The sequence below is a fragment of the Actinoplanes missouriensis 431 genome, from assembly GCF_000284295.1.
GTDB lineage: Bacteria > Actinomycetota > Actinomycetes > Mycobacteriales > Micromonosporaceae > Actinoplanes > Actinoplanes missouriensis.
This window is the reverse complement of sequence record NC_017093.1, coordinates 2764804-2790580: the sequence shown is the minus strand read 5'-3', so window position 1 is coordinate 2790580 and position 25777 is coordinate 2764804. Positions and strand designations below refer to the sequence as shown.

17 protein-coding genes and 1 pseudogene are annotated in these 25777 nt (G+C 70.0%); 7 read left to right on the top strand and 11 right to left on the bottom strand.

Annotated elements, in window-relative coordinates; genetic code table 11:
- Position 1: 1 nt before the first annotated feature.
- Entirely contained in the window at positions 2-6121 is a 6120-nt protein-coding gene (locus AMIS_RS13065) for a polymorphic toxin-type HINT domain-containing protein (RefSeq protein ID WP_014442762.1), read from the bottom strand.
- Positions 6122-6383: 262 nt separating this feature from the next.
- On the bottom strand, positions 6384-7388 hold the full coding sequence (locus AMIS_RS13060) for a GGDEF domain-containing protein (RefSeq protein ID WP_014442761.1): 1005 nt from the start codon (positions 7386-7388) through the stop codon (positions 6384-6386).
- Positions 7389-7513: 125 nt separating this feature from the next.
- Here AMIS_RS13060 and AMIS_RS13055 point away from each other — a divergent pair, with 125 nt between their 5' ends.
- Together AMIS_RS13055 and AMIS_RS13050 are read left to right on the top strand one after the other, a co-directional pair.
- Complete coding sequence (locus AMIS_RS13055; protein WP_014442760.1) at positions 7514-8077, top strand: alpha/beta hydrolase; 564 nt, start codon at positions 7514-7516, stop codon at positions 8075-8077.
- Positions 8078-8178: 101 nt separating this feature from the next.
- The gene (locus AMIS_RS13050) at positions 8179-8358 is read left to right on the top strand and encodes an ABC transporter permease (protein ID WP_014442759.1); all 180 of its coding nucleotides are present in this window, start codon (positions 8179-8181) and stop codon (positions 8356-8358) included.
- A 65-nt stretch (positions 8359-8423) separates the two neighbouring features.
- On the opposite strand, the gene AMIS_RS13045 is transcribed toward AMIS_RS13050, so the two are convergent.
- A complete protein-coding gene (locus AMIS_RS13045; protein ID WP_014442758.1) occupies positions 8424-9338 on the bottom strand; it encodes a LysR family transcriptional regulator in 915 nt (304 codons plus the stop codon).
- Positions 9339-9457: 119 nt separating this feature from the next.
- Here AMIS_RS13045 and AMIS_RS13040 point away from each other — a divergent pair, with 119 nt between their 5' ends.
- Together AMIS_RS13040 and AMIS_RS13035 are read left to right on the top strand one after the other, a co-directional pair.
- Positions 9458-9946: a hypothetical protein gene (locus AMIS_RS13040; RefSeq protein WP_014442757.1), complete on the top strand. Its 489-nt coding sequence runs from the start codon at positions 9458-9460 to the stop codon at positions 9944-9946.
- A 147-nt stretch (positions 9947-10093) separates the two neighbouring features.
- Positions 10094-10612 carry a hypothetical protein gene (locus tag AMIS_RS13035; protein ID WP_157434839.1) on the top strand — a complete coding sequence of 173 codons (519 nt, stop codon included), beginning with the start codon at positions 10094-10096 and terminating at the stop codon, positions 10610-10612.
- Positions 10613-10703: 91 nt separating this feature from the next.
- Here the strand turns inward: AMIS_RS13035 and AMIS_RS13030 are convergent, their stop codons facing one another.
- Complete coding sequence (locus AMIS_RS13030) at positions 10704-11888, bottom strand: FAD-dependent monooxygenase (protein WP_231859294.1); 1185 nt, start codon at positions 11886-11888, stop codon at positions 10704-10706.
- A 170-nt stretch (positions 11889-12058) separates the two neighbouring features.
- On the opposite strand from AMIS_RS13030, the gene AMIS_RS13025 reads away from it, so the two are divergent.
- Together AMIS_RS13025 and AMIS_RS13020 are read left to right on the top strand one after the other, a co-directional pair.
- Positions 12059-12502 (top strand): hypothetical protein, encoded by a 444-nt coding sequence (locus AMIS_RS13025; protein ID WP_014442754.1) that lies wholly within the window; start codon positions 12059-12061, stop codon positions 12500-12502.
- Positions 12503-12693: 191 nt separating this feature from the next.
- Complete coding sequence (locus AMIS_RS13020) at positions 12694-13464, top strand: hypothetical protein (RefSeq protein WP_014442753.1); 771 nt, start codon at positions 12694-12696, stop codon at positions 13462-13464.
- Positions 13465-13628: 164 nt separating this feature from the next.
- Here AMIS_RS13020 and AMIS_RS13015 read toward each other — a convergent pair whose 3' ends face one another.
- The 7 genes from AMIS_RS13015 to AMIS_RS12985 are packed head-to-tail and all read right to left on the bottom strand — an operon-like array spanning position 13629 to position 25195.
- Positions 13629-15230 (bottom strand): carboxylesterase/lipase family protein, encoded by a 1602-nt coding sequence (locus AMIS_RS13015; protein ID WP_014442752.1) that lies wholly within the window; start codon positions 15228-15230, stop codon positions 13629-13631.
- Between the two features lie 2 nt (positions 15231-15232).
- Positions 15233-16399 (bottom strand): glycoside hydrolase family 1 protein, encoded by a 1167-nt coding sequence (locus tag AMIS_RS13010; protein ID WP_014442751.1) that lies wholly within the window; start codon positions 16397-16399, stop codon positions 15233-15235.
- A gap of 50 nt (positions 16400-16449) precedes the next feature.
- Positions 16450-19545, bottom strand: coding sequence for an alpha-L-rhamnosidase (locus AMIS_RS13005; protein ID WP_014442750.1), 3096 nt, complete (start codon positions 19543-19545; stop codon positions 16450-16452).
- Positions 19542-20792, bottom strand: a complete 1251-nt coding sequence (locus tag AMIS_RS13000) for an ABC transporter substrate-binding protein (RefSeq protein WP_014442749.1) — start codon at positions 20790-20792, stop codon at positions 19542-19544. Before AMIS_RS13000 ends, AMIS_RS13005 begins: the two co-directional genes overlap by 4 nt.
- 25 nt (positions 20793-20817) lie before the next feature.
- On the bottom strand, positions 20818-23451 hold the full coding sequence (locus tag AMIS_RS12995) for an alpha-L-rhamnosidase (RefSeq protein WP_014442748.1): 2634 nt from the start codon (positions 23449-23451) through the stop codon (positions 20818-20820).
- Complete coding sequence (locus AMIS_RS12990; RefSeq protein ID WP_014442747.1) at positions 23448-24269, bottom strand: carbohydrate ABC transporter permease; 822 nt, start codon at positions 24267-24269, stop codon at positions 23448-23450. Before AMIS_RS12990 ends, AMIS_RS12995 begins: the two co-directional genes overlap by 4 nt.
- Positions 24266-25195, bottom strand: coding sequence for a carbohydrate ABC transporter permease (locus tag AMIS_RS12985; protein WP_041830795.1), 930 nt, complete (start codon positions 25193-25195; stop codon positions 24266-24268). Before AMIS_RS12985 ends, AMIS_RS12990 begins: the two co-directional genes overlap by 4 nt.
- A gap of 302 nt (positions 25196-25497) precedes the next feature.
- Between AMIS_RS12985 and AMIS_RS44080 the strand changes: the two are divergent.
- Positions 25498-25710, top strand: a pseudogene (locus tag AMIS_RS44080) (hypothetical protein); the annotation flags it as partial.
- Positions 25711-25777: the final 67 nt, after the last annotated feature.

Below are 25777 nucleotides of genomic sequence, written 5' to 3'. Positions count from 1 at the left end.
GTCACCCCAGCAACTCGGTGAAGAAGGCGTCTATGTATCCCACGGACTTCTTCCCGCGCGCGGTCTTGCTGAAGCCCACCGCGGGATCACTGTTGGTGAGGCTAGCACCGCGCTGGAGGTAACCCTGGATGAAGAACTCCTCCGCTCCGCGGTTGGACGCGTAACTCCCCTGCACCGCGATCACCTCGGGGGTCAGCCCTTCGGTGAAGTGATCGTGTCCCCGGCTCAGCCGGCCCGCGAGGACCTGTGCCGGGTTTCCGCGACCGGACGCCCGGCCGACATAGGTGACCTCGTCCGCCTCGTTGCGGAACGCGTAGGTGATGTAGCTGCGGTTGCCGGCGGACGGCACCGTGGGATCGAATCCCTCACCGGGGGTGACGTCGAACTCGTCGAAGAGGTCCGAGGTCTCGCAGAGGATGTCGTCGTTGTTGTGGACGAGGACCGCTGCGCCACCGGCGTTGACGAAGTACGTGTGCAGGTCGTCGACGGTGAGGTCATAGGTCCGCCCACCATGGGTGTACGACCGGACCGCGGACAGCTGGACGTAGGTCCCCGCCGAGGTGCGCAGCAGGTCGCCCTTGTTCAGGTCGCCCGCCTTCACCCACTCGCCACGGGTCACCGACCAGAACGGGTGCGTGTCGGTGGTGGTGATGGTGTGCTGCTCGCCGTCCGTACCGGCCACGGTGACGTCGACGAAGTGCTTGTCGTCGTCGGTGCGGATGGTGTGGGTGACCTGCCGGGCCCCGGACTCCCCGGTTTCCGGATCGGCCGCCTGGACGGTGTCGCCCGGCTCCAGCTCCTCGATCGGCTTGCTGGACCCGTCGGCCAGCAGCACCGTGGTTCCGGCCACGAAGCTGTGCCGCCGGATCGGGCAGGAGGGCGCGTCGCCCCCGTTGTCCGCCGCCGACTTGCGGGTCTTCGCCTTGGCCTTCGCGGCGAGGGCCTTGGCCTTCGCCGCGGCTTCGGCGGCGGCCTTCTTGGCTGCCGCTTCCGCCGCCTGCTTGGCTGCCGCGGCCTTCTCCGCTGCGGCCTTGGCGGCCGCGGCGGCCGCCTTCCTGGCCGCCTCGGCCGCGTCCGCGGCGCCCTTGATGATGGCCCGGGCCCACTTCAGCTCCTGGAAGAAGGTGACCACGGCCTTGCCGGCCCGGAAGATCGCCTCACCGATCTTCTTGGCCTTGAAGATCTTGCCCCAGGGCAGGGCGCCGACGACCATCGAGACGCAGGCGACCAGGTCGCCCTTGAGGCAGTTGAGGATGTCGTTGATCCCGAGGAACTCCATCAGGATCTGGCCGCCGGCCTCCAGGATCACGTCCAGCGTGCTCTTGGACTGGATCTGGTTGGCCCGGGCCAGGTCCTCCGGGGACGGGCCTTGGACGACCGGCGCCGCGCCGGTGGTGTCGCCGGCCTCCGGCACCATGCCGGTCGGGTCGGTGTACGCCACCGGGTTGTTCGAGGCGTACGTGTAGGCCGACGTGGCGCCCTGGCCGGTGGGCAGCGGGTCGCGGCTGCTGAACCGGCCGGTGCCCGGGTCGTAGTTGCGGGCCCGCAGGTAGTAGTTGCCGTCACCGGAGGTGGAGTCCTGGTACTGCCCGGTGAACTGCATCGGGTTCTCGATGCTCTGGCCCGGCAGGTTCTGCCCGGTCAGGGTCGGCCCTTCGCGCGGGTTGCCGAACGGGTCGTAGTCGTAGCCCTCCTCGACCGTGCCGGACGGCGTCAGCAGGTTCGCCGTGCCGCCGAGCCAGTCGTGGGTGTAGGAGTGCACGCCCGACGCCGGGTCCAGCAGGGCGAGCGGCTCGTCGTCCGGACCGTAGGTGAAACCGCGCTTCTCCACGATCGCGCCGGCGCCGTTCTCGACGGTGTCGATGGCGATCTGCGGCAGCGTCCCGGCCACGTCCCACGACCAGCGCTGCGTCGAGGTCTCGTTCTGGAACGTCGAGGTGGAGCCGACCCGCAGCCCGACGGCGTCGTAGTTGAACGTCGTGCTCTGCCCGGAGGCGAGGGTCGCCTTGGCGAGGCTGTTGTCGAGGTTGTACTCGAGACGGTCGCCGCCGGCCTTGATCTGGTTGCCGCGGGCGTCGTACCGGTATTCCGTCTCGCGCTCGTGGCCGGGGCCCTCGACCTCCTCCTCGGTCAGCTGGTCGGCGTCGTCGTACTCGTACTCGGTGACGTCGTTGCCGGCCGTACCGGTGCGGACCTGCTTGGTGCGGTTGCCGTTCAGGTCGTACCGGTAGTCGATCCGCCCGGCCGGCTTGGCGTTCTTGTCGGCGCAGGACGCGACGGCGTAGCAGGCCGAGGTGATCCGGTCCGCCTTGTCGTAGCTGTACGCCACCGACTCGGCGACCCCGCCACGGGTGGTGACCACCCGGTTCGGGTTGCCGACCGCGTCCAGGGTCAGCTCGTACCGGGAGATCGGGTCCTGCACCCCGGGAACGGCCCCGCCGGTGCGCTCGGTGCCGATCGAGGTCAGCCGGCCCGCGTCGTCGTAGGCCCGCTGTTCGGTCAGCCCGGTCGGGCCGGGCAGCGTGGTGCTGGTGCGCCGGCCGGCCACGTCGTAGCCGAAGCTCCACGCGGCGCCCTGTGCGCTCAGCGAGGTGATCCGGCTGGCCGCGTCATAGCCGTAGGAGACGGTGGTGCCGTCCGGGTACTGCCGGTTGGTGACGTTGCCGCGCTCGTCGTAGTCGTAGCTGAAGACCTCGTCGGGGCGGTCGGCGGTCTTGCGGGTGACCGTCCGGACCTGGTCCTCGTCGTCGTAGGCCACGTCACGCCGGCCGGTCGGGTCGCCGTACGAGGTGATCCGGTCCTTGGCGTCGTAACCCCAGCTGTAGGCGGGGCCCTCCGAGCCGAGCGCACGCTGCACCCGCCGGCCGGCTATGTCGTACGTGTCGACGATGGTCCGCTTGGCGCGTTCCTTCGCGCTGAGGTCCTCGATCTCCTCGTCGTCGTCGAGGGTGATCGCCTGGATGCGGTTGCCCTCCGCGTCGTACTTCGCGTAGGTGCTGCGCTCCAGCGGATCGGTGCTGCGCACCAGGCGGCCGGCCTCGTCGTAGTACAGCGTGGAGCGGTTGCCGCGCGGGTCGGTCATCGCGGAGAGCGACCCGTCCTCGCTGTACTCGTAGCGGGTCGAGTCCTCCTCGGGGTCGTCCGCGTCGTACTCGGCGTCCGGCGCGGTGACCGTCCGGGGCTGGTTGTCGTCGGTGTAGGTGTACCGGGTGGTGTGGTTGTTGGCGTCGGTGGCCGAGACCGTCCGGTTCAGCGCGTCGTACTTGCGCGTGGTGACGTTGTCCAGCGCGTCGATGCCGCGGATCTGGTTGCCGGCCAGGTCGTACTCGAAGTGCGCGGTGAAGCGCTCCTTGTCGGCCCCCGCGACGTTGCCGCGCGGCTCGGTCACCGCGGACACGAAGCCGTCGTCGGTGTACTCGTAGGTCGTGATGCCGCCGGTCGCCGAGATCTGCTTGATCTTGTTGCCGGCCGCGTCGTACTCGGTGCGGGTCTGGCCTCCCTTCGGGTCGGTGATCCCGGTCTGGCGTCCGTTCCGGTCGTACGACATCGCGGTGCTGCGGCCGAGAGCGTCGGTGGTGGCGCGCACCTGCCCGCTGTTGGACCTGTCGAACTTCGCGGACTTACCGAACTCGTCGACGGTCTCGACGCTGCGGTCCAGGTCGTCGACCTTGTAGTCCCGGGTCACCACCTGCCCGTTCGGGTACGGCCGGCGCAGCTGGATGATGTTGTCGTTGTTGTCGTAGACGTACGTGGTGGTGAAGTCCGCCTTGTTCGCCCCCGGCAGGTTGCCGCGCGGCGAGGTCGTCGACTGCACCAGGCCCTTGGCGTTGTACGCCCAGCTGGTGACCAGATCGGCCTCGTGCTTCATGTCGATCGCCGAGGTGAGCCGCCGACCGGCGGGCGTGTAGGTGTTGAGCATCGTCCGGCGCGCCTCGTAGGTCGCCTTCGGCAGACCGTTGTCGAAGTACGTGTACGAGGTGCTCACTCCACCGGCGGTGGTGGTCTTCCGGAGCCGGCCGACGGCGTCGAAGTCGGCGGCGTCGGGGTTCTTCTTGCCCGGCGCGTACAGGGCGACGGTCCGGTCCAGGGCGTCGTAGACGGTCCGGGTGGTGTAGGTCTCCCGCTTCGCCCCGGCCACCGTGCCCCGGGGGTCGGTCACCGTGACCTGCCGGCCGACCTTGTCGTAGCCAAACTCGGTGCGGCGCCCCTCCGGCGAGATCTGCGCGTTCAGCAGACCCGCGTTCGGCTGGCCGTCCGCGATGTTCTCGGTCCGGGTGACCTTGCCGCGCTGGTCGGTGATCGTCAGCAGCAGGCCGCGGCCGTCGTAGGTGTAGGTGATCGAGTGGTTCTCGGGGTCAGTGCTCGTGACCAGCTCGTCGAACTGGTTGTACTCGTCCTTCCACGTCTGCCCTTCGGCGTCGACGTGGCTGGTCGGGTTGTTGCGCGCGTCGTAGCTGGTCTTCTCACTGAACCGGCGCTGCGGCGCGAACTGCTCGACCAGGTTGCCGGCCGGGTCGTACGCCGACTCGTGCTGGTTCTGGTTGGCGTTGACCACCAGGCTGCGGTTGAGCGCGCCGTCGTAGCGGTGGTTGTTCGTGTCGCCGTTGCCGCGCTGCGAGTAGAGCAGCACGTTGCCCTTGTAGCCGTCCCAGACCACCACGTTGTCCGCGTCGGTCGTCGTGGACTCCTGCTTGCCCGGGTCCCAGGCGAAGGTGGTGGCGGCGCCGAGCGCGTCGAGCTGCCGGGCGACCCGGCCGTCCGCGCCGTACTCGTTGGTCAGCGCGACGATCTTGTCCGGCTGGATCACCTGGAGGAGCCGGCCGGCCGCGTCGTACCGGTACTGCCAGTACTCCCCCGCCGCGTCGCGGACCTTGGTGAGCAGGCCGTCGGTGTAGAAGTACTGGGTCTTGCGGCCGTCCGGCAGCGTGATCGACTCGATCAGCCCGGCGACCAGTTTCGCCACGGCCTTGCGCCCGGACGCGTCGGTGACCGTGATGCTCGTGTCGGTGTGCGCGAACCGCAGGCCCACCTGACGCGGGTTGAGGATCGAGGACAGCCGGCCCTGCGCGTCGAACGCGAACACGATGTTGTTGCGGGTGACCAGCTCCCAGCCGGCGCCGGCCCGGCGCAGCGTGGACCGCACACCCGGCGGCCGCACGTAGCCGTCGCCGTTCGCGGCGAACACCGTGTCGGAGCCGTCCTCGGCCCGGACGAGAGCGCCGCCCTCGGTGGCGGTGACCTTCATGTCGTAGACCCAGGCCCAGCCCGAGCCGAGCGCCGACGGCCCGATGTTGCCCGAGGAGTAGGCGCGGGTCGAGGAGAACGGAACACCGAACGAGGCCATGCCCTGGTCCTGCTCGGTCCGGGTGAAGGCGCCGGTGCCGGTGTTCACGCCGATGCCGCGGGTCGCCTGGCTCGCGCCGGTCATGCCGAGCGCGCCACTGCACCCGCAGCCGGCGGCCTGCCGGGCCGGAATGGCGGGCGGGTCGATCGTCGTGCGCGGCTGGGCGTCGTCGGAGTTCGCCGACGGCACCTCACCGTCCGGATAGAGCGCGGTGATCGTGACGAAGTAGTTCTTCGTCGCGTCCAGCTGCCAGCCCTCGGCCGCGCCCAGCGACTTGCAGTAGGTGCGCAGGGCGCCGCAGCCGGTGTTCTTCAGCTGGTCCTTGCCCAGCTCGACGGACTCCTGCCGGGTCTGCGAGCCGGTCTCGAAGAGATCCACCCGCCAGCGCTCGAAGCCCTGGTCCTTCAGGTTGAAGTAGGTCACCAGCGAGGTGTCGCCGACCACGAATCCGGGCCGCAGCAGCACATCGGTGAACGCCTCGCCCGGGGCCGCCTCGGCCGCACGGGCGACGGCGGCCCGGCCGACCTTGCGCGCCTCGCCGCCGGCTTCCACCCCCGGGGGTACGATCGGGGGCCGCTGATCCTCGGGAACCGCGGCATCCGGGGCCGCGTTGGCCGGGATGCCACGTGGTTGCGGGCCGGCGCCCGCGGTGACGGCCGGGACTTCGCCGGGCTCGGCGCGGGCCGGCACGTCGGCCGGCGGCGCCAGGGTCGCTGTCAGCAGGAACGCGCAGAACGCCGCCAGCCAGCGAGCGCGCGCCCACTTATCGGCATGCATAGATGGTTCACTCCCCCCGTGAGTTGACCGCGAGAGTGAAACATGGAAATGAATCAATATTTATTATCCGTGGCGATCTATCACCATCTGCAATCAGGAACGGCCGCTCGAGTTGCGGATCGGCTCAGCGTCCGCCCCGATGGTCGCCGGGCGCGTCACCGGTGATCAGGACGCGCCGCGCACACGACCCGCCCGGCCCACCCGGACACCGCCGAGGTCGCGCCACCCGCCGATCTCGATGTGACGGCCGGCAGCGCCGCGATCAGGCAGCCGACTCCGGGCGGTGCTTGGCCGCGTACATCGCCGTGTCGGCCCGCGCGAGAAGCTGATCCGCGGCGATGCCCTGACCGGCGGCGACGCCGACGCTGGCTCGCACCGGCGTGCCGTCCACGGCGCGCAACTCGCCGAGGCGGCGCACGGCCCGGCCGGCCGCCGCCTGCGCCTCGGCCGCGGACGTCTCCGGGAGCAGCATCACGAACTCGTCGCCGGCCAGCCGGGCGGGCAGGTCGAGACCGGGCCGGGCGATGTCCCGCAACGCCCCGGCGACCTGCACCAGAACGTCGTCACCGGCAGCGTGGCCGAGCCGATCGTTGATCTGCTTGAAGCCGTCGAGGTCGAAGAAGAGCACGGCCACCGGGCCGGGGGCGGCACAGCGGTCCTGCAGCGCCGCCATGAACGCGGCCCGGTTGGGCAGGCCGGTCAGCGAATCGTGTTCGGCGAGGCGCCGGAGCCGCTCCTGCAGCTGACGCAGCCTGTCGGTTCGCCACGCCAGCAGCTCACCGACGGTGAGGTAGAGCGGCAGCGTGTAACTCAGCGACGCCAGGTCCGACGGCGACGCGTGTCGCATGATCAGCGGCGTCAAGTAGGCGATCACCAGCAGCGGGCTCATCCGCAGGCTGGTTCCGCGCGGCTCGCCCAAGCCGAACCAGACGAAGACCAGGAAGAAGAACATGCCGTAGCGGAACGCGTCGGTGCCGGCCGCCACGTTGTGCAACGCGATCAACGTCATCGCCACCGGGGCGATCATGAGACGTGCCGCCGTCGGTATCCGCGCCCACGGCAACGCCATCAGCACCGGCCCGCCGAGCACGGCCGACAGCCCGATCAGGCTGACCGCGCCGACATGGAAGCCGGGTGGAGTCGGCAGCAGGATCGTGAAGAACGTGTACAGCCCGCACAGGCAGAACATCGCGCCGACGGTGAATCCACTGACCGTCGCGGGGTGGGGATCCCCGGCGTTGGCACGCAGCCGCCGCAGAAGACTCACAATCTCAGAATCGACGGCCGCGGCGCAGACCTGAGCCGCGCCGGCGCCGGCGCGGAACTGGATGAGAACAAGCCCGCTACACGATCACCACAGGATGCTGACGATCATCGGGCAGGGTGCCGGGCATGCGTCAAGTCTTGATCGTGGCCGTGGTCACCGCGGCGGCCGTGCTCACCGGATGCGGCACCGTCCCGTCGACCCACCGAGGCGTGGCCGTGGCGGCGCTGCGGGTGGGCGTCGCCGAGTACGACCTGGGTGACACCGCGTTCCAGGACCCACCCTGGTCCGGACGCGCCGAAATCGCCGCCCAGGTGCATTATCCCGCCGACCTGCCCGGCCCGGCGCCACTGATAATCCAGTTGCACGGACAGGCGGCGCACTGCGCCATCGACGCGCTGGAGGCCGGGTGGCCCTGTCCGCCCGGTGTCCGCCCGGTCCCTAGCTATCGCGGCTACGACTACCTCGGCGAGGCCCTCGCCCGTCGCGGATTCGTCGTCGTGCCGATCAGCGCCAACGGCCTCAACGCGCGGCTGGGAACCGCGGCCGAGCGGGCGCATCTGCTCAACACGCACCTCGCCCTGTGGCGCCGGCTCGCGGCCGATGGCACCGGCCCGCTGGCAGACGCCTTCGTCGAGACTCGCACCGGCCACCAGGTCACGCCCCGGTTCCGTGGCCGGTGCCCGGCGTGACCGCCGAGGTCAGTCATCTGCCGTCCCGCCGATAGGATGCTGCACCCGGCCGGCCGGGTGCAGCATCACGGACGGGGAGCCGGCAGGCGCAGCGTGAAACCGTGCTGGGTCTGGCCGGCGTCACCGGCTATGCCGCGTGGCAGGAGTGGACACCGGTGCTGCCGCTGCCGGCCGCCGCGGGCGGGATCGGGTCAGCGGTGGCGGTCGGTGTCCTCGCCGGCGTCTACCCGGCGGTCCGTGCGGCCAGGATGGCGCCGGTCGAGGCGTTGTCCGCCACCTGATCGCCGGCGACGACCCGATCCACTGTCCGGGCGCGGGGACCGGGTAGCTGCCGAACCAGCTCCCATTAGCCGGCGGGGGACGGAGCGCTGACGGCGTCGCGGAGCAGGCGGGCCAGGGTGAGGGCCGCGGGTAACGGTGCGGCGGGCAGGGCGACGTGGATCGTGCGGCGTAACGCCGGGTCGTCGAGCCGGCACAGGACCAGTTCGGTGGGGAGGGCCCAGGCTGCCAGCGAAGGCACCAGGGCCACACCGAGGCCCGCGGCGACCCAGCCGAACTTGCCGGTCCACTCGGCGATACGGATGATCTTTCGAGGGCTGAAACCGGCCCGGGCGCAGGCGTCGGCGAGCATGGTGGGCCGGTCGCCGTACGCGTTCTGCACCCATGCCTCATCCCGCAGGTCGCTCAGGGCGATCGTCGTCGCGCCGGCCAGGCGGTGCCGGCGGGGCAACGCGACGAGCAGCTCGTCCTCGCACAGGACGGTCGTCGTGACGCCTTCGGCGGTCGGCAGGCCGTAGGGGTAGTCGCTGACGACGGCCAGGTCCAGGGTTCCGTCCTCGAGGCGGGCCATCAGTGTGGCGGTGGGGCCTTCGAACGCCACGACCTCGACGTCTGGTTCGGTGTCGCGGAACGACCGTAGCGCGGTCGGCATCAGCGACACGTTGGCGGTGCCGAACCCGCCGACGTGCAGCAGGCCGCCGTGCCCGGCGTGCAGGACGGCCAACTGGTGTTCGGCTCGGGCGAGCCGGTCGAGGACTTCGGTGGCGGTGCGGTGCAGGGCCCGACCGGCCGGATTGAGGCGTACGCCGCGCGGGAGTCGTTCGAACAGGGGCCCGCCGGCTTGCTGTTCGAGGGCGGCGATCCGCCGGGACACCGCTGACTGCGTGTAATTCAGCTGACCGCCCGCTCGTGTGAACGAGCCGGCTTCGGCGACGGCCACGAGCAGCCGCAGGGCATCGATGTCGAACAACGGCGCTCCCATTCCCGAAGTGCATGGATCCTATGCGAACCAATCGCTGGTTGGGATACCTCGCGGAGCCCTAGCATCATGTCCGCGGCCGCTCCGATGTAGACCTGACTCGATCTGGAAGAGGCTTGACCATGGACATCAGCAGGCTCGGTGAGCGAATCGGTGACTATCCGGCCGGAGGGATCGGCGCGCTGCTCGGTCAGTTTCTGCGGAGGTTCGCGATCGGACTCTTCGTCCTCGGTGTCGTCGTCAGCCTGGCCGACGGCGATGATCCGGCTTTCTCCACGGTCCTTCCGAGGGCGATCCTCGTCCTCGCCCCACTGTTCGGCCTGCACTTCGCCTGGCGTGCCGTCACCGCCCGGCTCGGCGTCAACCGGTACCGCCTCCACGAGAACGGCGTGTACGCCACCAACCTGTTCGCCCAACAGCGGGATGTGATCACGTGGGACGAGGTGGCCGGCGTACGGGAGATGTCCGGCCAGTCGATCCTGTACAACTTCTACCGGCTCGAACTCCACCGGCACGGCAGCGCGCCGATGGCCATCATCACCGCGGGATTCAAACGGACCACGGTGGAGGCGGTGCTGCAGCGGTTGCAGAAGGCCGGGGAACGGCGTTGAGACCACTACGCTGCCCGCCACCACCGTCACGGCGGAGGCCGCCGCCTCCGCCGTGACGGCCCGCAACGCCGACACGGCGACCTGTGAGGCGCGGGTGCCCGCACAGGATGCTCGGAGGTATTCGACCGCACCGGTACGGTGACAGCCGTGAACGACAGTCGTCTGCGAACAGTCATGGCGTGTGCGGCGGTCGCACTGCTGCTCGTCAGCTTCGCCCCGTGGTGGACCGTACGGTGGACGTCGATGCGGTACGGCAGCGGTGAAGTCACCGAGCACGTCACCACCGCGTCGGCGTGGACGGCATCGACCGGGTGGTCCGTGGGCATCGTGCTCGGGGTGGTCGCGGTGATCGGCTGGCTCTGGTGGCCGCAGCCGCTCCCCCGTCCTCGGCGGTCCGCCTTCGTGTCCACCGTGGCTGTCGCCGCCGTCGCCACGACCGTCGGCACGCGGCTCGCGATCATCCTCGAGCAAGGCGCTACCGGCGGGACCTACGCCGTGGTGCCGGCGACCGGCGACGGGCGGCAGATCGGTGACATCGTCCGCGACTCCCTGCCCTCCGGAACCGCCGGATGGGGCTTCTACGCCGGGGTGGTGGTCCTGCTGACCATCGCGGTCTGCGCGCTCGTGGGCCGGCGCGCCGAAAGACGGAGCAGGTCACTCACCTGAGCTCGTCGCCGCGCTCGCATTCGCCGGCACCACCGCCGTCACCCGCCACCGCCGTCCAAGCCGCGCCGCGCCCCGTCTTTCCGCTCCCGGCCTACGATCCGGCGGGGACCTCGGAGCCCGGAACACCTGCGTAGTCGGGCAGGTCGACGCCGTTGATCGCGCGTTCGACGACCGCCATGAGCGCCTCCATGTCCGGCTCCGGGGCGGCCTCGGCGTCCGGGCCGGAGACCGCGCGGCTCTGCACGTGCAGCCGGCCGATCTCCTGGTTGGCCTCGACGAACGGACGCATCCGCTGCTCGTAGCCGGCGAACCCGGCGCGCGGGTCCCATCCTGCGGCGGCCAGCTCTCCGGCCAGCAGGTACGCCCCGACCAAGGCCATCCCCGTACCCCCGCCGGAGAACGGCGACGAGCTGAACGCCGCGTCCCCGAGCAGCCCCACCCGGCCGCTGTGCCAGCGGTCCATCACGACCTGGGCGACCTGATCGAGATAGAAGTCCTCGGCGTCGTCGAGGTGCGCGAGGATGCGCGGGGTCAACCAGCCCAAGCCGGCCATCCGCTCCCGCAACAGGTCCTTCTGGGCCGCGACGTCGCGGTAGTCGATGACGAAGTCGGGCGCGGGGAAGGAGAGCATGGCCATCGCCCGGGTGACGTCCGGGACAGGCCGCAGGCCGGCGGAACGCCCGGACCCCTTGTCCTGATAGTCGATCAGCCAGCGGTCCACCCCGAACTCGTTGGGCACACCGTAGAAGGCCAGCACGAGGCCGAGGTGACGGACGAATCGCTCATGCGGCCCGAAGACCATCGCCCGCAGCGACGAGTGCAACCCGTCGGCTCCGACCACCAGGTCGAAGCGCCGCCGGACGCCGCTCATGAAGGTGACATCGACCCCGTCCTCATCCTGGGTGAGCTCGGCGATCCGGTCGCCGAACACATACTCGACACCGTCGCGGGTGACGTCGTAGAGCACCTGAGACAGATCCCCCCGCAGGATCTCGATCTCCGAGATGTACCCGTCGCCGCCATCGTCGTCCGCGCGGAAGGTCTCCAGCACGGTCCCGTCGACGTCGACCGTGTGCCCACCGGCGGTCTCGGTGCGGGCCGCCCGCACCGCCGCGTCCAGCCCCATGCGCCGGATGACCTCCTTGGCCACCCCGCGGGCGTCCACCGCCTGTCCACCGGGACGCAACGCGGGAGCCCGCTCCACCACGGTCACCTCGGCCCCCCGTCTGCGCAGCCAGTAGGCCAGCGCCGGCCCGCCGATGCTTGCCCCCGCCACCAACACCCTGGCACCGCTCACAACGCCCCCTAAAGTCCGACTCAGGTCGATGATGCCGGTATGGGCCTGCCTTCCGTCCGCCCATACCGACATTCAGACTCGAGCACGGCCGGCAACTCATCGCCGCACCGCTACTCGTTCGCGCGCCGACGGAGTGGGAGGATCCGCCGGTGAGTCAGTACATCGAGTTCTTCGCCGCTCCCAGTGACGCCGCTGCGGCTGCCGTACGAACCCGGGGCCCAGCCACAAGGTATGCGGTGGTAGACGCCAGCAACGTCTATTTCGATGCCGATGACGCAGTGATCGCGTGGCGGAATCTGTTGACCGGCCGCGCCGGTCCCCCTCTGTCTGAGCGGGATGACCCGCGCATGGTGGCGGACTTCGTCAACGACGGCAGCGCCGTGTTCGCCCTGCCCGACGAGCTTGTCACCGGTCTGATCAAGGCGTCCCTCCACCAACTGCGTGACGTTGCCGAGGCATGGGTTCCGGCTGTGGTGGCAGACGGCACGGAAATCGATGTGGATGCTGCGGTGGTCCTCATGTCCAGGATCGCCGAGCTCGCCAGGGCCGCGGCAGGCACGAGGGACCGGCTCTACTGCTGGGTGGCTTGTTGACGACCCCGCACCCTGCTCCGTGCTCAGTTCCGCCGGCCGCGAGGTAGGGCTATCCGTACCAGGGCCTCGGGGGTCTGCTGCAGTGCCCTCGACCTGCGCTCTTGATGTACTCAAGCCGACGAGATCTTCTACTTCGGACATCCGGTGGCGACATGGCGGGCACGAGCACGGTTCGACTGCGTTCGAGGGCGATGATCGGGTTACTGCTGGCCGCGGGGTCAGCGCTGGTGGCGGCATTCGTGCTCGCCCCCGCCGCCCTCCTCCGCGGCACCTACGGCGATTTCGACGACGGGGCGGCGTTGCAGGGCGCGGTGGGACGAGGTCTCGTCGAATACTGGCGAGGTGGCGAACCACAGTTCCCCGCGCTCCTGGGGAGGCTGGTCGATTACTGGTTCCGATGGCATGCGATCAAAGTCGTGATCACCTCGATGATGCTCGTCGTCTTCGCTCTGCTCGCCGTCGCGCTGTGGCGGCGATACCTGCGCGACGCGGCCGGGTACGCGGTGGGCGCGATCGGGGCGACCGTTTTCACGGTCCTCGCGACGGGACTTCTGATCGTGAACATCCAGTCGACGGCCGTACCGGTGGTCGCGTTGTTGCCTTTGCTGGCGGGCAGCGCACCAGGCAGCGACATCGATGAGACTTCGCGGGAGATGCGCGAAGCGCTGACGGAGCCGGCCGGTTCGCCCGCGTTGACAGTGCTCCTCGGCGAGGTGGAGCGTTACCACTGGGTCATGGTCGTCGTTGCCGCGATCGTGCTGGGGGCGATCGGCCTGGCAGCTGCGGCTCTCCGGAAGCGGCGTGTCCCCGGCGACGCACGAGTCCGGTTCATGCACCGGACCCTCACTGTCATCATGACTCTCACCGCGTGCCTGCTCCTGCTGGTGGTGACGGTCAGCGTCCTCTCCGCCACCAATCCCTCCGACGCGCTTCTCGCCGCCATGGGCATCACCACCGGCTGACTACGCTCGCGCCACGCCGGCCGGGCCCGGGCCGGCTTCAGACGGCGCCGACGGCCCGGCGGCGTGGGTGGGCATCACCTGGTTCCGCCGGGCTCCGCGGCGGCGAGCAGCACCGCCGTGACGCCCGGCGCGACGCTCCTGCGCCGCGACGGGCTCTCCGACGTCTACGCCGGCTTCTCCCAGTACAGCCGTTCGCTCTGGTCCGGGTCGTTGACGATCCGGCAGGTGGCGTCGATCCACATCGTGGCCCGGTCCTTGCGGGTGTAGGCGGGCCACCGCGGCACGCCCGGCGCGTTCGGGCGGCTGTCGCGGGCGAAACCGGCCCACAGCGCGCTCATGTGCCGGGCGGTCCCCCGCTCGCCTGCCGGTCGGGTGGACGCCGTGTTGGCGAACTTGAGCGGGATGTCCGAGGCGTGCGGCGACCCGAGCGGGAAGTCGGTGCCCGGCACGACCGTCGGATCCGGATAAGCGAGCTGGTACATGTAGACCGGTGCGCGGCGCTGCGCCACCTTGGCCTCGGCGATCCTGATGGCGTCCCGCCGGATCGGCGACGTGGTGATCGCGAAGTACAACTGTGCCGGGGTCGCCTGAGGCCGTGAGCGGCGGAACACCGCGATGATCCGGTCGAGTTCGGCGCCCTGATAGGTGCCGCTCAGCCGGCTGCGCAGGCCGGCGTCGTCGATGCGGAAGATGTCGGGTGGCCCGAACAGGCTGAAGAAGACTGTCTCGTCGCGGGTGGTGCCGAGCATCAGTGGTTTACCGGCCGACCACGGCGCGGCACCGTCGGCGAACGGGTGCCGCGGAATGATCCGGCCGTCGACGAACGCGCCGAACCCCGGCAGCACCGGGTCGGGATCGCCCCACGGCGCGACACCGTTCGCGGCCTCGGACACCTGGACCTCGAGGAGCCGTGCGGCCGGGATGTCGTGCAGTTTGCGGACGTCGCGCCGGGTCAGTCCGAGCAGGTGCAGCGTGCGGTCGGCGCGGGCGACGGCGCCGTCGCGGGTCGGGAACCGCAGCGGCGCGGCGCTCTCGATCGACGCCTTGTGGAACAGTTTCGCGGCGGACGGCATCGTGTAGACGGCCGCCGTCTTGGCGCCGCCGCCGCTCTCACCCCAGACCATGATGTTGTCCGGGTCCCCGCCGAAGTGTTCGATGTTCTCGGCAGTCCAGCGCAGCGCCGCGAGGATGTCCTGCATCCCCTGGTTGGCCGCGTAACCGGAGCCGAGATACAGGTATCCGAGCAGTCCGAGCCGGTGGTTGGACTCGACCACCACGACGTCGTACAGCTTGGCCAGGCGGGTGCCGTCCTGTCCGGTCGCCGACCCGGAACCGATCATGTAGCCGCCGCCGTGGTTGTAGAACATGACCGGCCGGCGCCTGCCGTCGACGGCCGGGGTCCAGATGTTGAGGTAGAGGCAGTCCTCGGACGGCGCCGGCATCCGGCCGTTGCCGTCCGGGCCCATCTCACCGCCGGCGACCTGGAAGGCGGGGTTCGGGAAGTCCACCGCGTCACGGACGCCGCGCCACGGTCGCAGCGGCTGCGGTGCCTGGAAGCGCAGCTTGCCGAGCGGCGGGGTGGCGTAGGGGACGCCGAGGAATTTGACGATGCCGTCCTGCCGGCGGCCGCGGACCCGGCCGTACGGGGTCGCCGCCTCGGCCGTGAGGCGGGCCGGGCGCGCCCGCGCCGGCGACGCGACGCCGAGTGCGGCTGCCGCCGACAGGGAACCACCGATCAGCGTACGGCGGGAGACTCCACGTTCCATGATCAGTCCTCTTTCGACGCGCGGATGATGCGGGCGAACTCGGCGGCGCTGGGTTTGGGCCGGCGGGTGAAGTCGTCGTCCACGGCGATCAGCCCGAACTTCGGCCGGTACCCTTCGCTCCACTCGAAGTTGTCGAAGGCCGACCAGTGCAGATACCCGCGCACGTCGACGCCCTCGGCGATCGCCTGACCCACCGCGGCGACGTGCGAGCGCAGGTACGCGACGCGTTCGGTGTCGTCCTCGGTGGCGATGCCGTTCTCGGTGACGTACAGCGGCAGCCCGGGGCGGGCTGCGCGGTGCAGCATCTCGCGCAGCCCGTCCGGGTGCACGGCCCAGCCCATCTGGGTCAGCGGGACACCGGCGGGCGGCGGGGCGAAGAAGAACGGTGACGCGGCGTCGACCCACTGTTTGCGGTAGTACTGCACGCCGAGCCAGTCGCCGCCGTCGACACCGGTCAGGCCGTCGAGGTAACGGTCGACGATCTCGTGGCGCATCAGGCTGAGAAAGGGCTCGGAGCCGGCGAGCAGCGGCAGCTGCACGGCCAGGCCGATCCGCGTCCCACCGGCCGAGCGGATCGCGGCGACGGCGGCCAGGTGCGCGTCGAGCAGCACGCCGCCGACGCGGCGCCACAGCGTGGGGTTGGTGACGCCGGGCGGGTGGTAACCCTCCAGGTAACCGTGCAGGGCGATCATCTGCGGCTCGTTGATGGTGCAGATGAACGGCATCAGGTCGCCGAGCTCGGCGGTCACTCGCGCGCAGTAACGGGAGAAGAGCTCGGCGGCGTCGGGTGCGAGCCAGCCGCCACGGGCGGACAGCCAGCGCGGCAGGGTGAAGTGGTGCAGGGTGACGAACCCGGTCATGCCGGTGCCGGCCAGGACGGTCAGCACCCGCCGGTAGTGGGCGATGGCGGCCCGGCTGACCTGCCCGGGGGCGGGTTCGATCCGGGACCATTCCAGCGACAGCCGGTGGGCGGTGTGTCCGAGGGATGCCAGGAGCGCGAAGTCGTCGGCGTACCGGTGGAAGTGATCGATGCCGTCGCCGGACGACCACCTCGCGGCAGAGGCGGGGTTCTGTTCGAAGTCCCACCAGTCGTTGTTGGTGTTGCCGCCTTCGACCTGGTGGGCCGAGGTGGCGCTGCCCCACAGGAAGCCGTCCGGAAATGTCGGCATAAGACCCCTTGATGGGGGCCCGGCTGCCGGAAGCAGCCGGGCCAGGACGGTCAGCGAGTGGTGAAGGCGTAGGTGCCGGACGGCACCTGGTAGACGGCGTAGCCGCCGGCATTGCGCAGGAACTTCGCGCGGTGCGGGGTGCCGGTCACCCGGCCGCCCAGGGTGGGGACGTGGACGGTCGCGGTGGTGTTCGGCGGGACCGTGACGGTCAGCCGCAGCCGGTTGCCGTCGCGCTTCCACTCCGAGCGGGCGGTGCCCTGCGGTGTGACGTAGTGGCCCTTCACGAACGTCAGGTCACCGACCACCTTCGGCTGGATCACCAGTTCGCGGTAGGCGACCGTGCCGTCCGCGGCCCGGATGCCGGCCAGACCGGCGTGGAACCACTCCTCGATCTGGGCCAGGATCATGTGGTTCTTGGAGTCGCCGCGGTTCCACCGCTCCCCCATGGTCGTCATGCCGCCCGGGTTCGCGACGGTCGACTCCATGAAGTAGCCGTAGCTGGGCTGTTCATCGGAGTGAATGAGGTCCCAGAGCACGTCGTCGCGGCCCCCGGCGGACAGTGCCCGCACGGTGGGGGCCATGCCGATGGTGCCGCCGCTGAAGTGCGGGCCGCCGCCGTTGGGGTGGAAGGCGTAGATCATCGCGATCAGCCCATCGAGAACCGCCTGCCGCTCCGGCTCGGGCACCAGGCCGGCGTCGAGCGCGAGGGCCTGCGCCGACTGTGAGACGGCGCCGTTGTCGGCGTAGAGCCGCCGCGCCGGGTCCCAGAAGGTGGCGTTGAACGCCGTCTTGATGTCGGCTGCGAGGGCCGTGTACCTGGCAGCGTCCGCCTGATGTCCGGTCTGCCGCGCCAGTTCGGCCAGCTCCTTGATCATCAGGTAGTAGCCCCAGGTGCCGGTGATCTTTCCGGAGACCGGTTCGGCCGACACCCAGTCGGCCAGGGCAGCGTCGACGATGTTGCCGACCGCCTTCTGCCGGGCGATGTAATCGGCGAACCGCACCATCGGCTCGTAGTAGCGGGCCGCGGTCTCGGTGTCGCCGTACAGCTGCCGGAGGAACCCCGGCACCAGAATGATCGCGTTACCCCAGTTGATCTCGTCGCCGAACCGCCCGGTGTAGCCCCAGTCGTAGACCGGGGTCTTGAGCGCCACGTTGCCGCGCATCGGGGTGTCAGCGACCGATTGCCCTTCGACCAGGTGGTGTTCGTGGGTGCGCAGGTACGCCGACAGATCGAAGTTCCGGTGGATCGAGCCCATCGGCATCGTGTAGTCGGCCGGGTAGGACAGCTTCTCCCGCCCGGGACAGTCGGTGAAGACGCTCATGATGTTGCCGGCGAACGAGTACCAGGCCATCTTGTGGATCCGGTTGACCCGGGCGTTCGACGTGCTCACCGCCCCCGCGACCGGGGTTTCGGCCTGCACCCGCAACCCGGTGACCGTCTCCTTCGTCGGCACGTAGTCCGCGGGCAGGCCGGTGACCTGCACCCACTGCATGCCGAAGTAGTTGAAGTCCGGCCGCCACGTCTCGCCGCCGCGCAGCCCGGCGGTCGTGTAGGTGTTGAACAGGTCGACGCCGCGACTGCCGCCACCGCCCTTGAGCGATGCCTGGTCGACGGTGCCGTCGGCGGCCAGGGACTCGGCCGGTGAGACGCGGATCGTGGTGCCCGCCGGCAGGCCGCGCACCTTCAGGAGAGGGAAGCCGACGATGTTCTGGCCGAAGTCGAACACCCACGTACCCGGGACCGGGTTGGTGATCGCGACCGGTTCGTAACGGTCGGCGATCACGATGGGTGGCGCGGTGCGGCCGACGAGCTTCGTCGCGAGGTTCGGCGGCGGGGCGATCCCGGCGGCGATCCAGCCGGTCACGGTGCCGTCGCGCCGCTTCGCCGCCGCCGACAGATCCGATCCGGCCCGATCCCAGCCGGGCTGGTCCCGGCGCGCGTCGTGGTCGCTGCCGGAATACCAGGCATCGGTGATCAGCGGGCCGAGCGCGGTGCGCCACGCACGGTCCGAGACGATCACCGTTTCCTTCCCACCCGCGTACGTGATCTCGAGTCGCGCGATGAACCGGGGTGTGACGGCCGCCCCGGCGCTGGCGTCGCTGGCCGCGATGTTGTTGCCGGAGCCGGTGACCGTGGCGCCGGCCGGGTGCGGCTTCGACAGGCCGGGGGTGAACGTGACGCTGTCCGCGCCGATCGCGGTGATCACCCGGGACTCCAGATTATCGCCGCCGCCACCGGTGTCGACGTTGACCGTGCCGCCGACGTGATAGCCGGTCACGCTGCTCAGGGTGACCGTGGCGGCCCCCGCGTCGGCGCCGCCGGCCAGGGTGCCGTTGCCCTTGAGCTGGCTCTGCCACCACGAGTACGGCGCGGTACGCCCGACGGCCGGGTTGGTGACACTGCGCCGCACATACGCGGGACCATTGCCCAGGCGTACCCCCAGGGTGTTCCTGCCCCTACGCAGTTGATCCGTGACGTCGTAGACCCGGTACTCGCTGGAGAGCTGGTAGTTCGAGTAGCCGGGGGCGAGCACCTCGTCGGTCAGCGACCGGCCGTTGACGGTGGCCAGGTGCATGCCGACGCCGGAGAGGTAGAGCCGGGCGCGGACCACCTTGCGGTGCGCGTCGATGGTGAACTGCCGGGCGAAGATCGGCATCGGCTGGGTCTCGGCCCGCCCGGGGTACTCGATCCAGCGCGCCGCTCCCCAGTCACTCTGGTCCAGCAGGCCGGTCTCCCAGGTGGACGCCCGGCTCCAGTCGGTGGCCTTCTTGGCAGCGTCCCAGGCGCGGACCTGCCAGCTGACCCGCTGCCGGGAGGTCAGCGGCCGGCCGCCGTAGCGGACACCGGACTGGACGGCCGAGTTCACCTTGCCGGAGTCCCAGAGCAGCCGGTCACGATCGACGTCGAAAACCCGGATCTGGTACGCGGTCTGCTTGTCCGCGGCGGGCGACGAGGTCTCGGCGAATCGCCAGCTCAGCACCGGAACCGGGGAGTCGAGGCCGAGCGGCTGGTCCTCGCGGCCGTCGACGCGCAGACCGACCACTCGCAGGCCGCCGTCGAAGCCGTGAGCGGAGGCGGGACTGCCGGCCAGCAGGGTCGCGGACGGGACGGCCAGGGACAGCCCGAGGGCCGTGCGGCGCTTCACGAGCCGGCCTTGTAGTCGGTGTCCATGTCCTTGAGGACCTCGTCGGCGCCTGCCTGGTTGCTGAAGACCTCCTGGAGACCGCTGAGCATGGTCTGCTGGACCTTGGCGTTGGGCCAGAGCTGGTCCATGAACGGCACGGTCTTGTTCCCCTCGACGAACGCGGTGAGCTCGGCCAGGCCGGGGTCCACGGTGGTGCCGGCGCCGGGCAGCGTGGGCAGGCTGCCTTGCGCCTCGTTGAAGGTCTTCATGCCCTCCGGGCTCATCACGAACGTGATGAACTTCAGCGCGAGGTCCTTGTTCTTCGCCTTGGCGTTGACGCCGTAACCGGCGCCGGCCGCGGCGGGCATGATGAACTGCGCCGGGTCGTCGGTGGCCGGCAGCGCCTTCATGGTGAACTTCCCGTTCGGGTTCTTCTGCTTGAGCAGCCCGATGATCCAGTTGCCCTGGATGATGCCGAGCGTCTTGCCGGTCGCGGCGAGGGTCTGGCTGGCCTCGTAACTGGTGCCGAGCGGGTCCTTCTGGAAGCAGCCGGCGCTGTTCATTTCCTGGTACTTCGCCATCGCCGTGGTCCAGGGCGAGGTCGCGAAGGTGGCCTGACCGGCGGCCATCTTCGTGTCGAAGTCCTTGTCGCCGCTGTAGACCGCCGTCGCGACCAGGGCGTACAGGGCGATCTGGGTGACCCAGTTGTCCTGGATGCCGAGCGCGAAGGCGGGGGTGCCCTTGCCCGCCGCGGCCTTGCAGAACGCGAGCAGGTCGGTCCAGGTGCCGGGCGCTTTCAGGCCGGCCTTCGTCATCGCCTCGTCGTTGTAGACCGCGCCGATGCCGTTGAGCCCGAACAGCGCGTTGTACGTCTTGCCCTCGTACTGGGCGACCTTCTTGAAGGCGTCCGGCAGCTGGGCGGCCCACGGCTGGTCGGAGAGGTCGAGCAGGTAGCCGGGCTTGGCGATCACGTAGGTGGCGCCGGGGTTGCCGTTGCCCGGCCACACGGTCATCACGTCCGGGGCGGTTCCCGACGCCAATTGGGTACGGATCTGCTGCTGGTACTGGTCGGCGCCGCTGGTCGTCAGGTTCACGGTGACGCCGGGGTTGGCGGCCTTGAACGCGTCGACGACCTTCTCGACCGAACCCTGGTCGACGGAGGCGATCGTCAGGGTCTGGTTGTCGCTGTCACCGGAGCCGGAGTTGGTGCCGCTGGAGCAGGCGGCGAGGAGGGTGGTTGCCGCGAGCGCGGCGAGGACTCGTTTCATGATCTTCTCCTGCGTTGGAGACGACTCAGAGGGGGGTGGTGAAGGTGTATCGGCCGGACACCAGCCGCACGGTCAGACCGCCGGCGGAGGGTTCGGCCCGCAGAACCCCGGGCGTTCCGGCAGCGTGCACACTGCCGGGGTCGCTGGTGGGGATCAGGAGGATGGCGGTGCTTCCCGGCGGCACCGTGGCGGTCACGGTGAGCCGGCCGTCTTCGCGGGACCAGCCGCACTCGACCAGCCCGCGCACCGTCTCCTGAGACGCGCGCGCCCGCGTGATCCGGCCCGTCGGGTCCGGGGTGGGACGCAGCAGGAGCTCGGAGTACGCGGTCGAGGCGGGGGTCTGGCCGATGCCGGCGACGCGGCCGTAGAGCCAGTCGCCGACGCTGCCGAGGCTGTAGTGGTTGAACGAGTTCATCGCGGCGGACTGGAATCCGTGTTCCTCGGTCCAGCCGTCCCAGCGCTCCCAGATCGTGGTGGCGCCGTGCCGGATCGAGTAGTTCCAGGACGGGTAGGCGTCCTGGTGCAGCAGCGCGTAGGCGAGATCGCCGCGACCGTGCTCGGTGAGCACCGGGCACAGCAGTGACACGCCGACGAACCCGGTGGTCAGCCGATTGCCGCGACTCTCGATGTCGGCGGCCAGATGGGCGACGGCTGCCTCTTTCAGGCTTTCCGGCACAAGATCAAAGGCCAGGCCCAGCAGGTACGAGGTCTGCGTCGCGCCCTTGACACTGCCGTCGTCCCCGACGAACGCGTCCTGGAACGCCCGCTTGATCCCGGCGTGCAGCTCGTGCCACGCGGCGGACGGCTCACCGAGGACGTCGGCGGCTGCCGCGACGATCTCGGTGCTGCGCGCGAAGTAGGCGGTGGCGAGAACATCGCGGGGCGTGTCGGCGTCGATCTGGAGCCAGTCGCCGTAGGAGTTGCCGGTGCGGTGCTGCCACAGCAGGTCCGGGTTGTGCCGGTGGATGTGCCGCACCCAGGCGGTCATCGCGGCGAAGCTGTGTTCCAGCACGCGCCGGTCGCCGTAGGTCTTCCACAGCAGCCACGGGATGATCACGCCGCCGTCGCCCCAGGCCGGGGCGCCCTCGCGCTCGAAGGCGATGATCGGGGCGACGTCGCGGAACGCGCCGTCGGCGTTCTGGCCGTCGACGACGTCGCGCATCCAGCGGGCGAAGAACGCGGAGACGTCGGCGTTGCGGGTCGCCGTCGGGGCGAAGACCTGGGCGTCGGCGAGCCAGCCGAGCCGCTCGTCGCGTTGCGGGCAGTCGGTGGGCACCGCGACGAAGTTGCCGCGCTGGCCCCAGCCGATGTTGGCGTGCAGCTGGTTGACCACCTGGTCGTCGCAGTCGAAGGTGCCGGTCCACGGGGTGTCGCTGTGCAGCACCCGCGCGGTGACGTCACCGTCGGCCGGTGTGTAACCGGTGATCTCGGCGTAGCGGAAGCCATGGAACGTGAACTGCGGCTCGAAGACCTCGCTGTCCTGCCCCGCTACCACGTAGACGTCGGTGGCGGCGGCGCGGCGCAGGTTCTCGGTGTAGAGCTCGCCGTTCTCCAGGACCTCGGCGTGCCGCAGCACGATCCGGCGGCCTTCTTCCACGTTTCGCACCCGCAGGCGCACCCGGCCGACCAGGTTCTGCCCGAAGTCGACGATGCAGCGGCCGGCCTCGCGCCGCTCGACCGACACCGCCGCGAGTTCGGCGGTGACCCGGATCGGCTCGTCGGGTTCGGCGACCAGCGGCCCGGGCTCGGTATCGAGCACCACGACCGGCCGGTTGCCGGTCACGGTGCGGCGGGCGTCGACGTACTGTCCCATCATCAGGTCGGCGGACCGGATCGGGCCGTCACTCTCGATCCAGTCGCTGCCGGTCGCGATCACCTTCTGCGAGCCGTCGGCGAAGTCCACCACCAGTTGGGCGAGCAGTCCGGGTGCCTCGCCGTAGTGGCGGGCCGGGCGGCGCGGGTCGAACCCGACATAACCGCTCCACCAGCCGTCGGCGACGATCATGGCGATCGTGTTCCCGCCGGCGGTCAGCTGATCGGTGACGTCATAGGTCTGGTACTGGATCCGATGGTGATATTCGGTCCAGCCGGGGGCGAGTTCCCGGTCGCCGACGCGCTCGCCGTTGAGCTGCGGTTCGTAGACGCCGCGGGCGGTGGCGTAGAGCCGGGCCCGCACCGGCCGTTGCGGCAGCCGGAACTCGTGCCGCAGGTGCAGTGCCGCCTCCTGCGGGCCGGGCGAGACCAGGTCGTCGTCGGTCGGCGGGTCCACCGGCGGCAGAGCCACCGGGTTGCGGCCGATCCATACCGCCGTCCAGTCCTCGCGGTGCAGCAGACCGGTCTCGAACCAGCTCTGCGCCGTCGCAGCGCTCGCGCCCGTCTCGTCCCAGACCTCGACGCGCCAGTGATAGCGGATGGCCGAGCGCAGGGCCGGGCCGTCCCAGGCGATCAGCAGCGTCTCGCGGCTTTCCCGGCGGCCGCTGTCCCACACCAGCCGGGCGGGCACGTCCAGATCCGTGGCGCGTTCGGCCGCGGTGATCCGGTACGCGGTCTGCGCCGCACCGTGCCGATCACCGCGCAACTTCCAGGACAGCCGGGGGCGCGTCTCACCGAGACCGAGGGGTTCGGTGCGCTGTTCGGTGGTCAGACCATAGATGATCATCCCTTGAGCCCTCCGGCGAATCCGTTGATGATGCTGCGCTGCAGCGAGAGGTAGACGGCGAGGACCGGGACGATGCTGATCAGCAGGGCTGCGAAGATCAGGTTCCAGTCGGAGACGAACTGGCCGACGAATCCGGCGACCGCGACCGGCATGGTCTGCTGGTCGCTGCCGGACAGGTAGAGCAGCGGGGTGAAGAAGTCGTTCCACACGCTGACCGTGTTGAGGACCAGCGCGGTGACCGTGATCGGTTTGAGCATCGGCAGGACCACGTAGCGGAACGCGGTGAGCGGCCCGCAGCCGTCGATGGTCGCGGCCTCCTCGAAGTCGCGGGGAAGCGCCCGCAGGAAACCGACGTACAGGAAGGTCGTGAACGGGACCTGCAGGCCGGCGTAGAACAGCACCAGGGACCAGACCGAGCCGAGCAGGCCGAGGTCGCGGATGGTCTGGTAGAGCGGCAGGGCGGCGAGCTGGAACGGCAGGATCAGCCCGAGCATGATCACCAGGAAGGTGCCGCGGGACCAGTGCGCGGTGGACCGCGCGAGCGGATACGCCGCCAGCGACGACACGACCAGCACGATCAGCACGCTGACCGCGGTGACGATCACGCTGTTGATCAGGGCGCCGCCGAGGCCGCCCTCCTGCCACGCCTGGCTGAAGTTGGCGAGCGTCGGGCTCTGGGTGAGCGCGATCGGCGAGGAGGTGTCGCTCGGTGATCGGATCGCGAGGTTGACCAGGACGTAGACCGGGAAGGCGAAGACGATGGCGACCGCGATCATCAGCATCTCGAGGGCGAACGTCTTCGTCGTGTAGCGGGTCATGACGCCGCCTTCTCGTTGCGGGAAAGGACGGTGTACTGGCCGGCGGAGATGACCGCGACGATCGCGGTGAGCACCACCGCGAGGGCGATGCTGTAGCCGAACTCGCCGAGGGTGAACGCGTCCTTGTAGATGAGCGTGGAGATGGTGTCGGTGGCGTGCCCGGGACCGCCACCGGTCAGCGCGTACACCTGATCGAAGAGTTTGATCCCGCCGATGATCGAGAGCATCAGGTTGATCGTGATGGCCGGGGCGAGCAGCGGACGGACGATCGACCAGAAACGGCGGACCGGTCCGGAGCCGTCGATCGCGGCGGCTTCGTAGATCTCGCGCGGGATCGACTGCAGGCCGGCCAGGAAGATCACCATGGAGTAGCCGGCGAACTGCCAGACCACGACCAGCACGATCATCCACAGCGCGAGACCGGGGTCGCCGAGCCAGTTCTTGCCCTCGACGCCGAACACGCCGAGCAGGCTGTTCACCGCGCCGTCGGGGCCGAGCAGGTTGCGCCACAGGTATGCGGTGACGATGGGGGTGACCACGGCCGGGGCGAACAGCAGCACCCGCAGGAAGTTGCGGCTCTTGATCGTGGTGTTGACGCCGAGGGCCAGCAGCAGGCCGATGCCGTTCTGGATCACCGTGATCGCGACGGCGATCAGCAGGGTGTGCCAGATGGCGCCCAGCGCGTCCGGGTCGTCGGCCATGGCGGTGAAGTTGTCCAGGCCGATGAACGCGAACTGCGGGTCCAGGCCGTCCCAGTCGGTGAAGGCGTAGTAGACGCCGCGGGCGCTCGGGACGAGCACCACGAAGGCGAACAGCAGCAGCGCCGGAACGGTGAACCACCAGGGCGGCGCGGCGTGTGCCCGGCGGCGCGGCGGGGCCGCCGCGACGACTCGGCGTGAGCGTCGCTGTTGCAGATCGAGTGTCACAGGAAACCCCACCTTGCTGAATCGTTTCATGATCAGGTGGAACGACGGCGGCACCCGTGCCGCGCGAGGCAGCATGTCCGGTCGCCGGGTGATGTGGGTAACGTTTTCCAAATGTTTCGCCGACCTTACGAGCGCGTGCCGAACAGCGTCAAGGGGTTCGTGCCCGGCAACTCAGGTTCAGCGATTCGCTCGCCGCGCGCTTCCCCAGCGGCGTCCCGAACCCTATGGTGGGTAACGTTTCACAAAGCGGGGAGAGCGCATGCACCAACGACCGACGACCGCCCCAAGGGTGACGATCGTGGATGTGGCCCAGCATGCGCCCGGCCTGGGCCATCGCCGGATCGCGCACATCGAGCACCACAAGGCCGACGCGGTCCGGCTCGCCGAGATGCCCCACGCGTTACGACGACATCACCCTGGCCGGGTTCCTGCCGATCTCCTTGACGACCGTCGACCAGGCCGGGCACCACATCGGCGCCACCGCGGGCCGGTTGCTTCTCGAGCGCATCACCGATCCGGACCGCCCGGCCGCGCAGGTGCTGCCGTCCCCCACGCCTGTCGTACGAGGCACGTCCGTCCGGC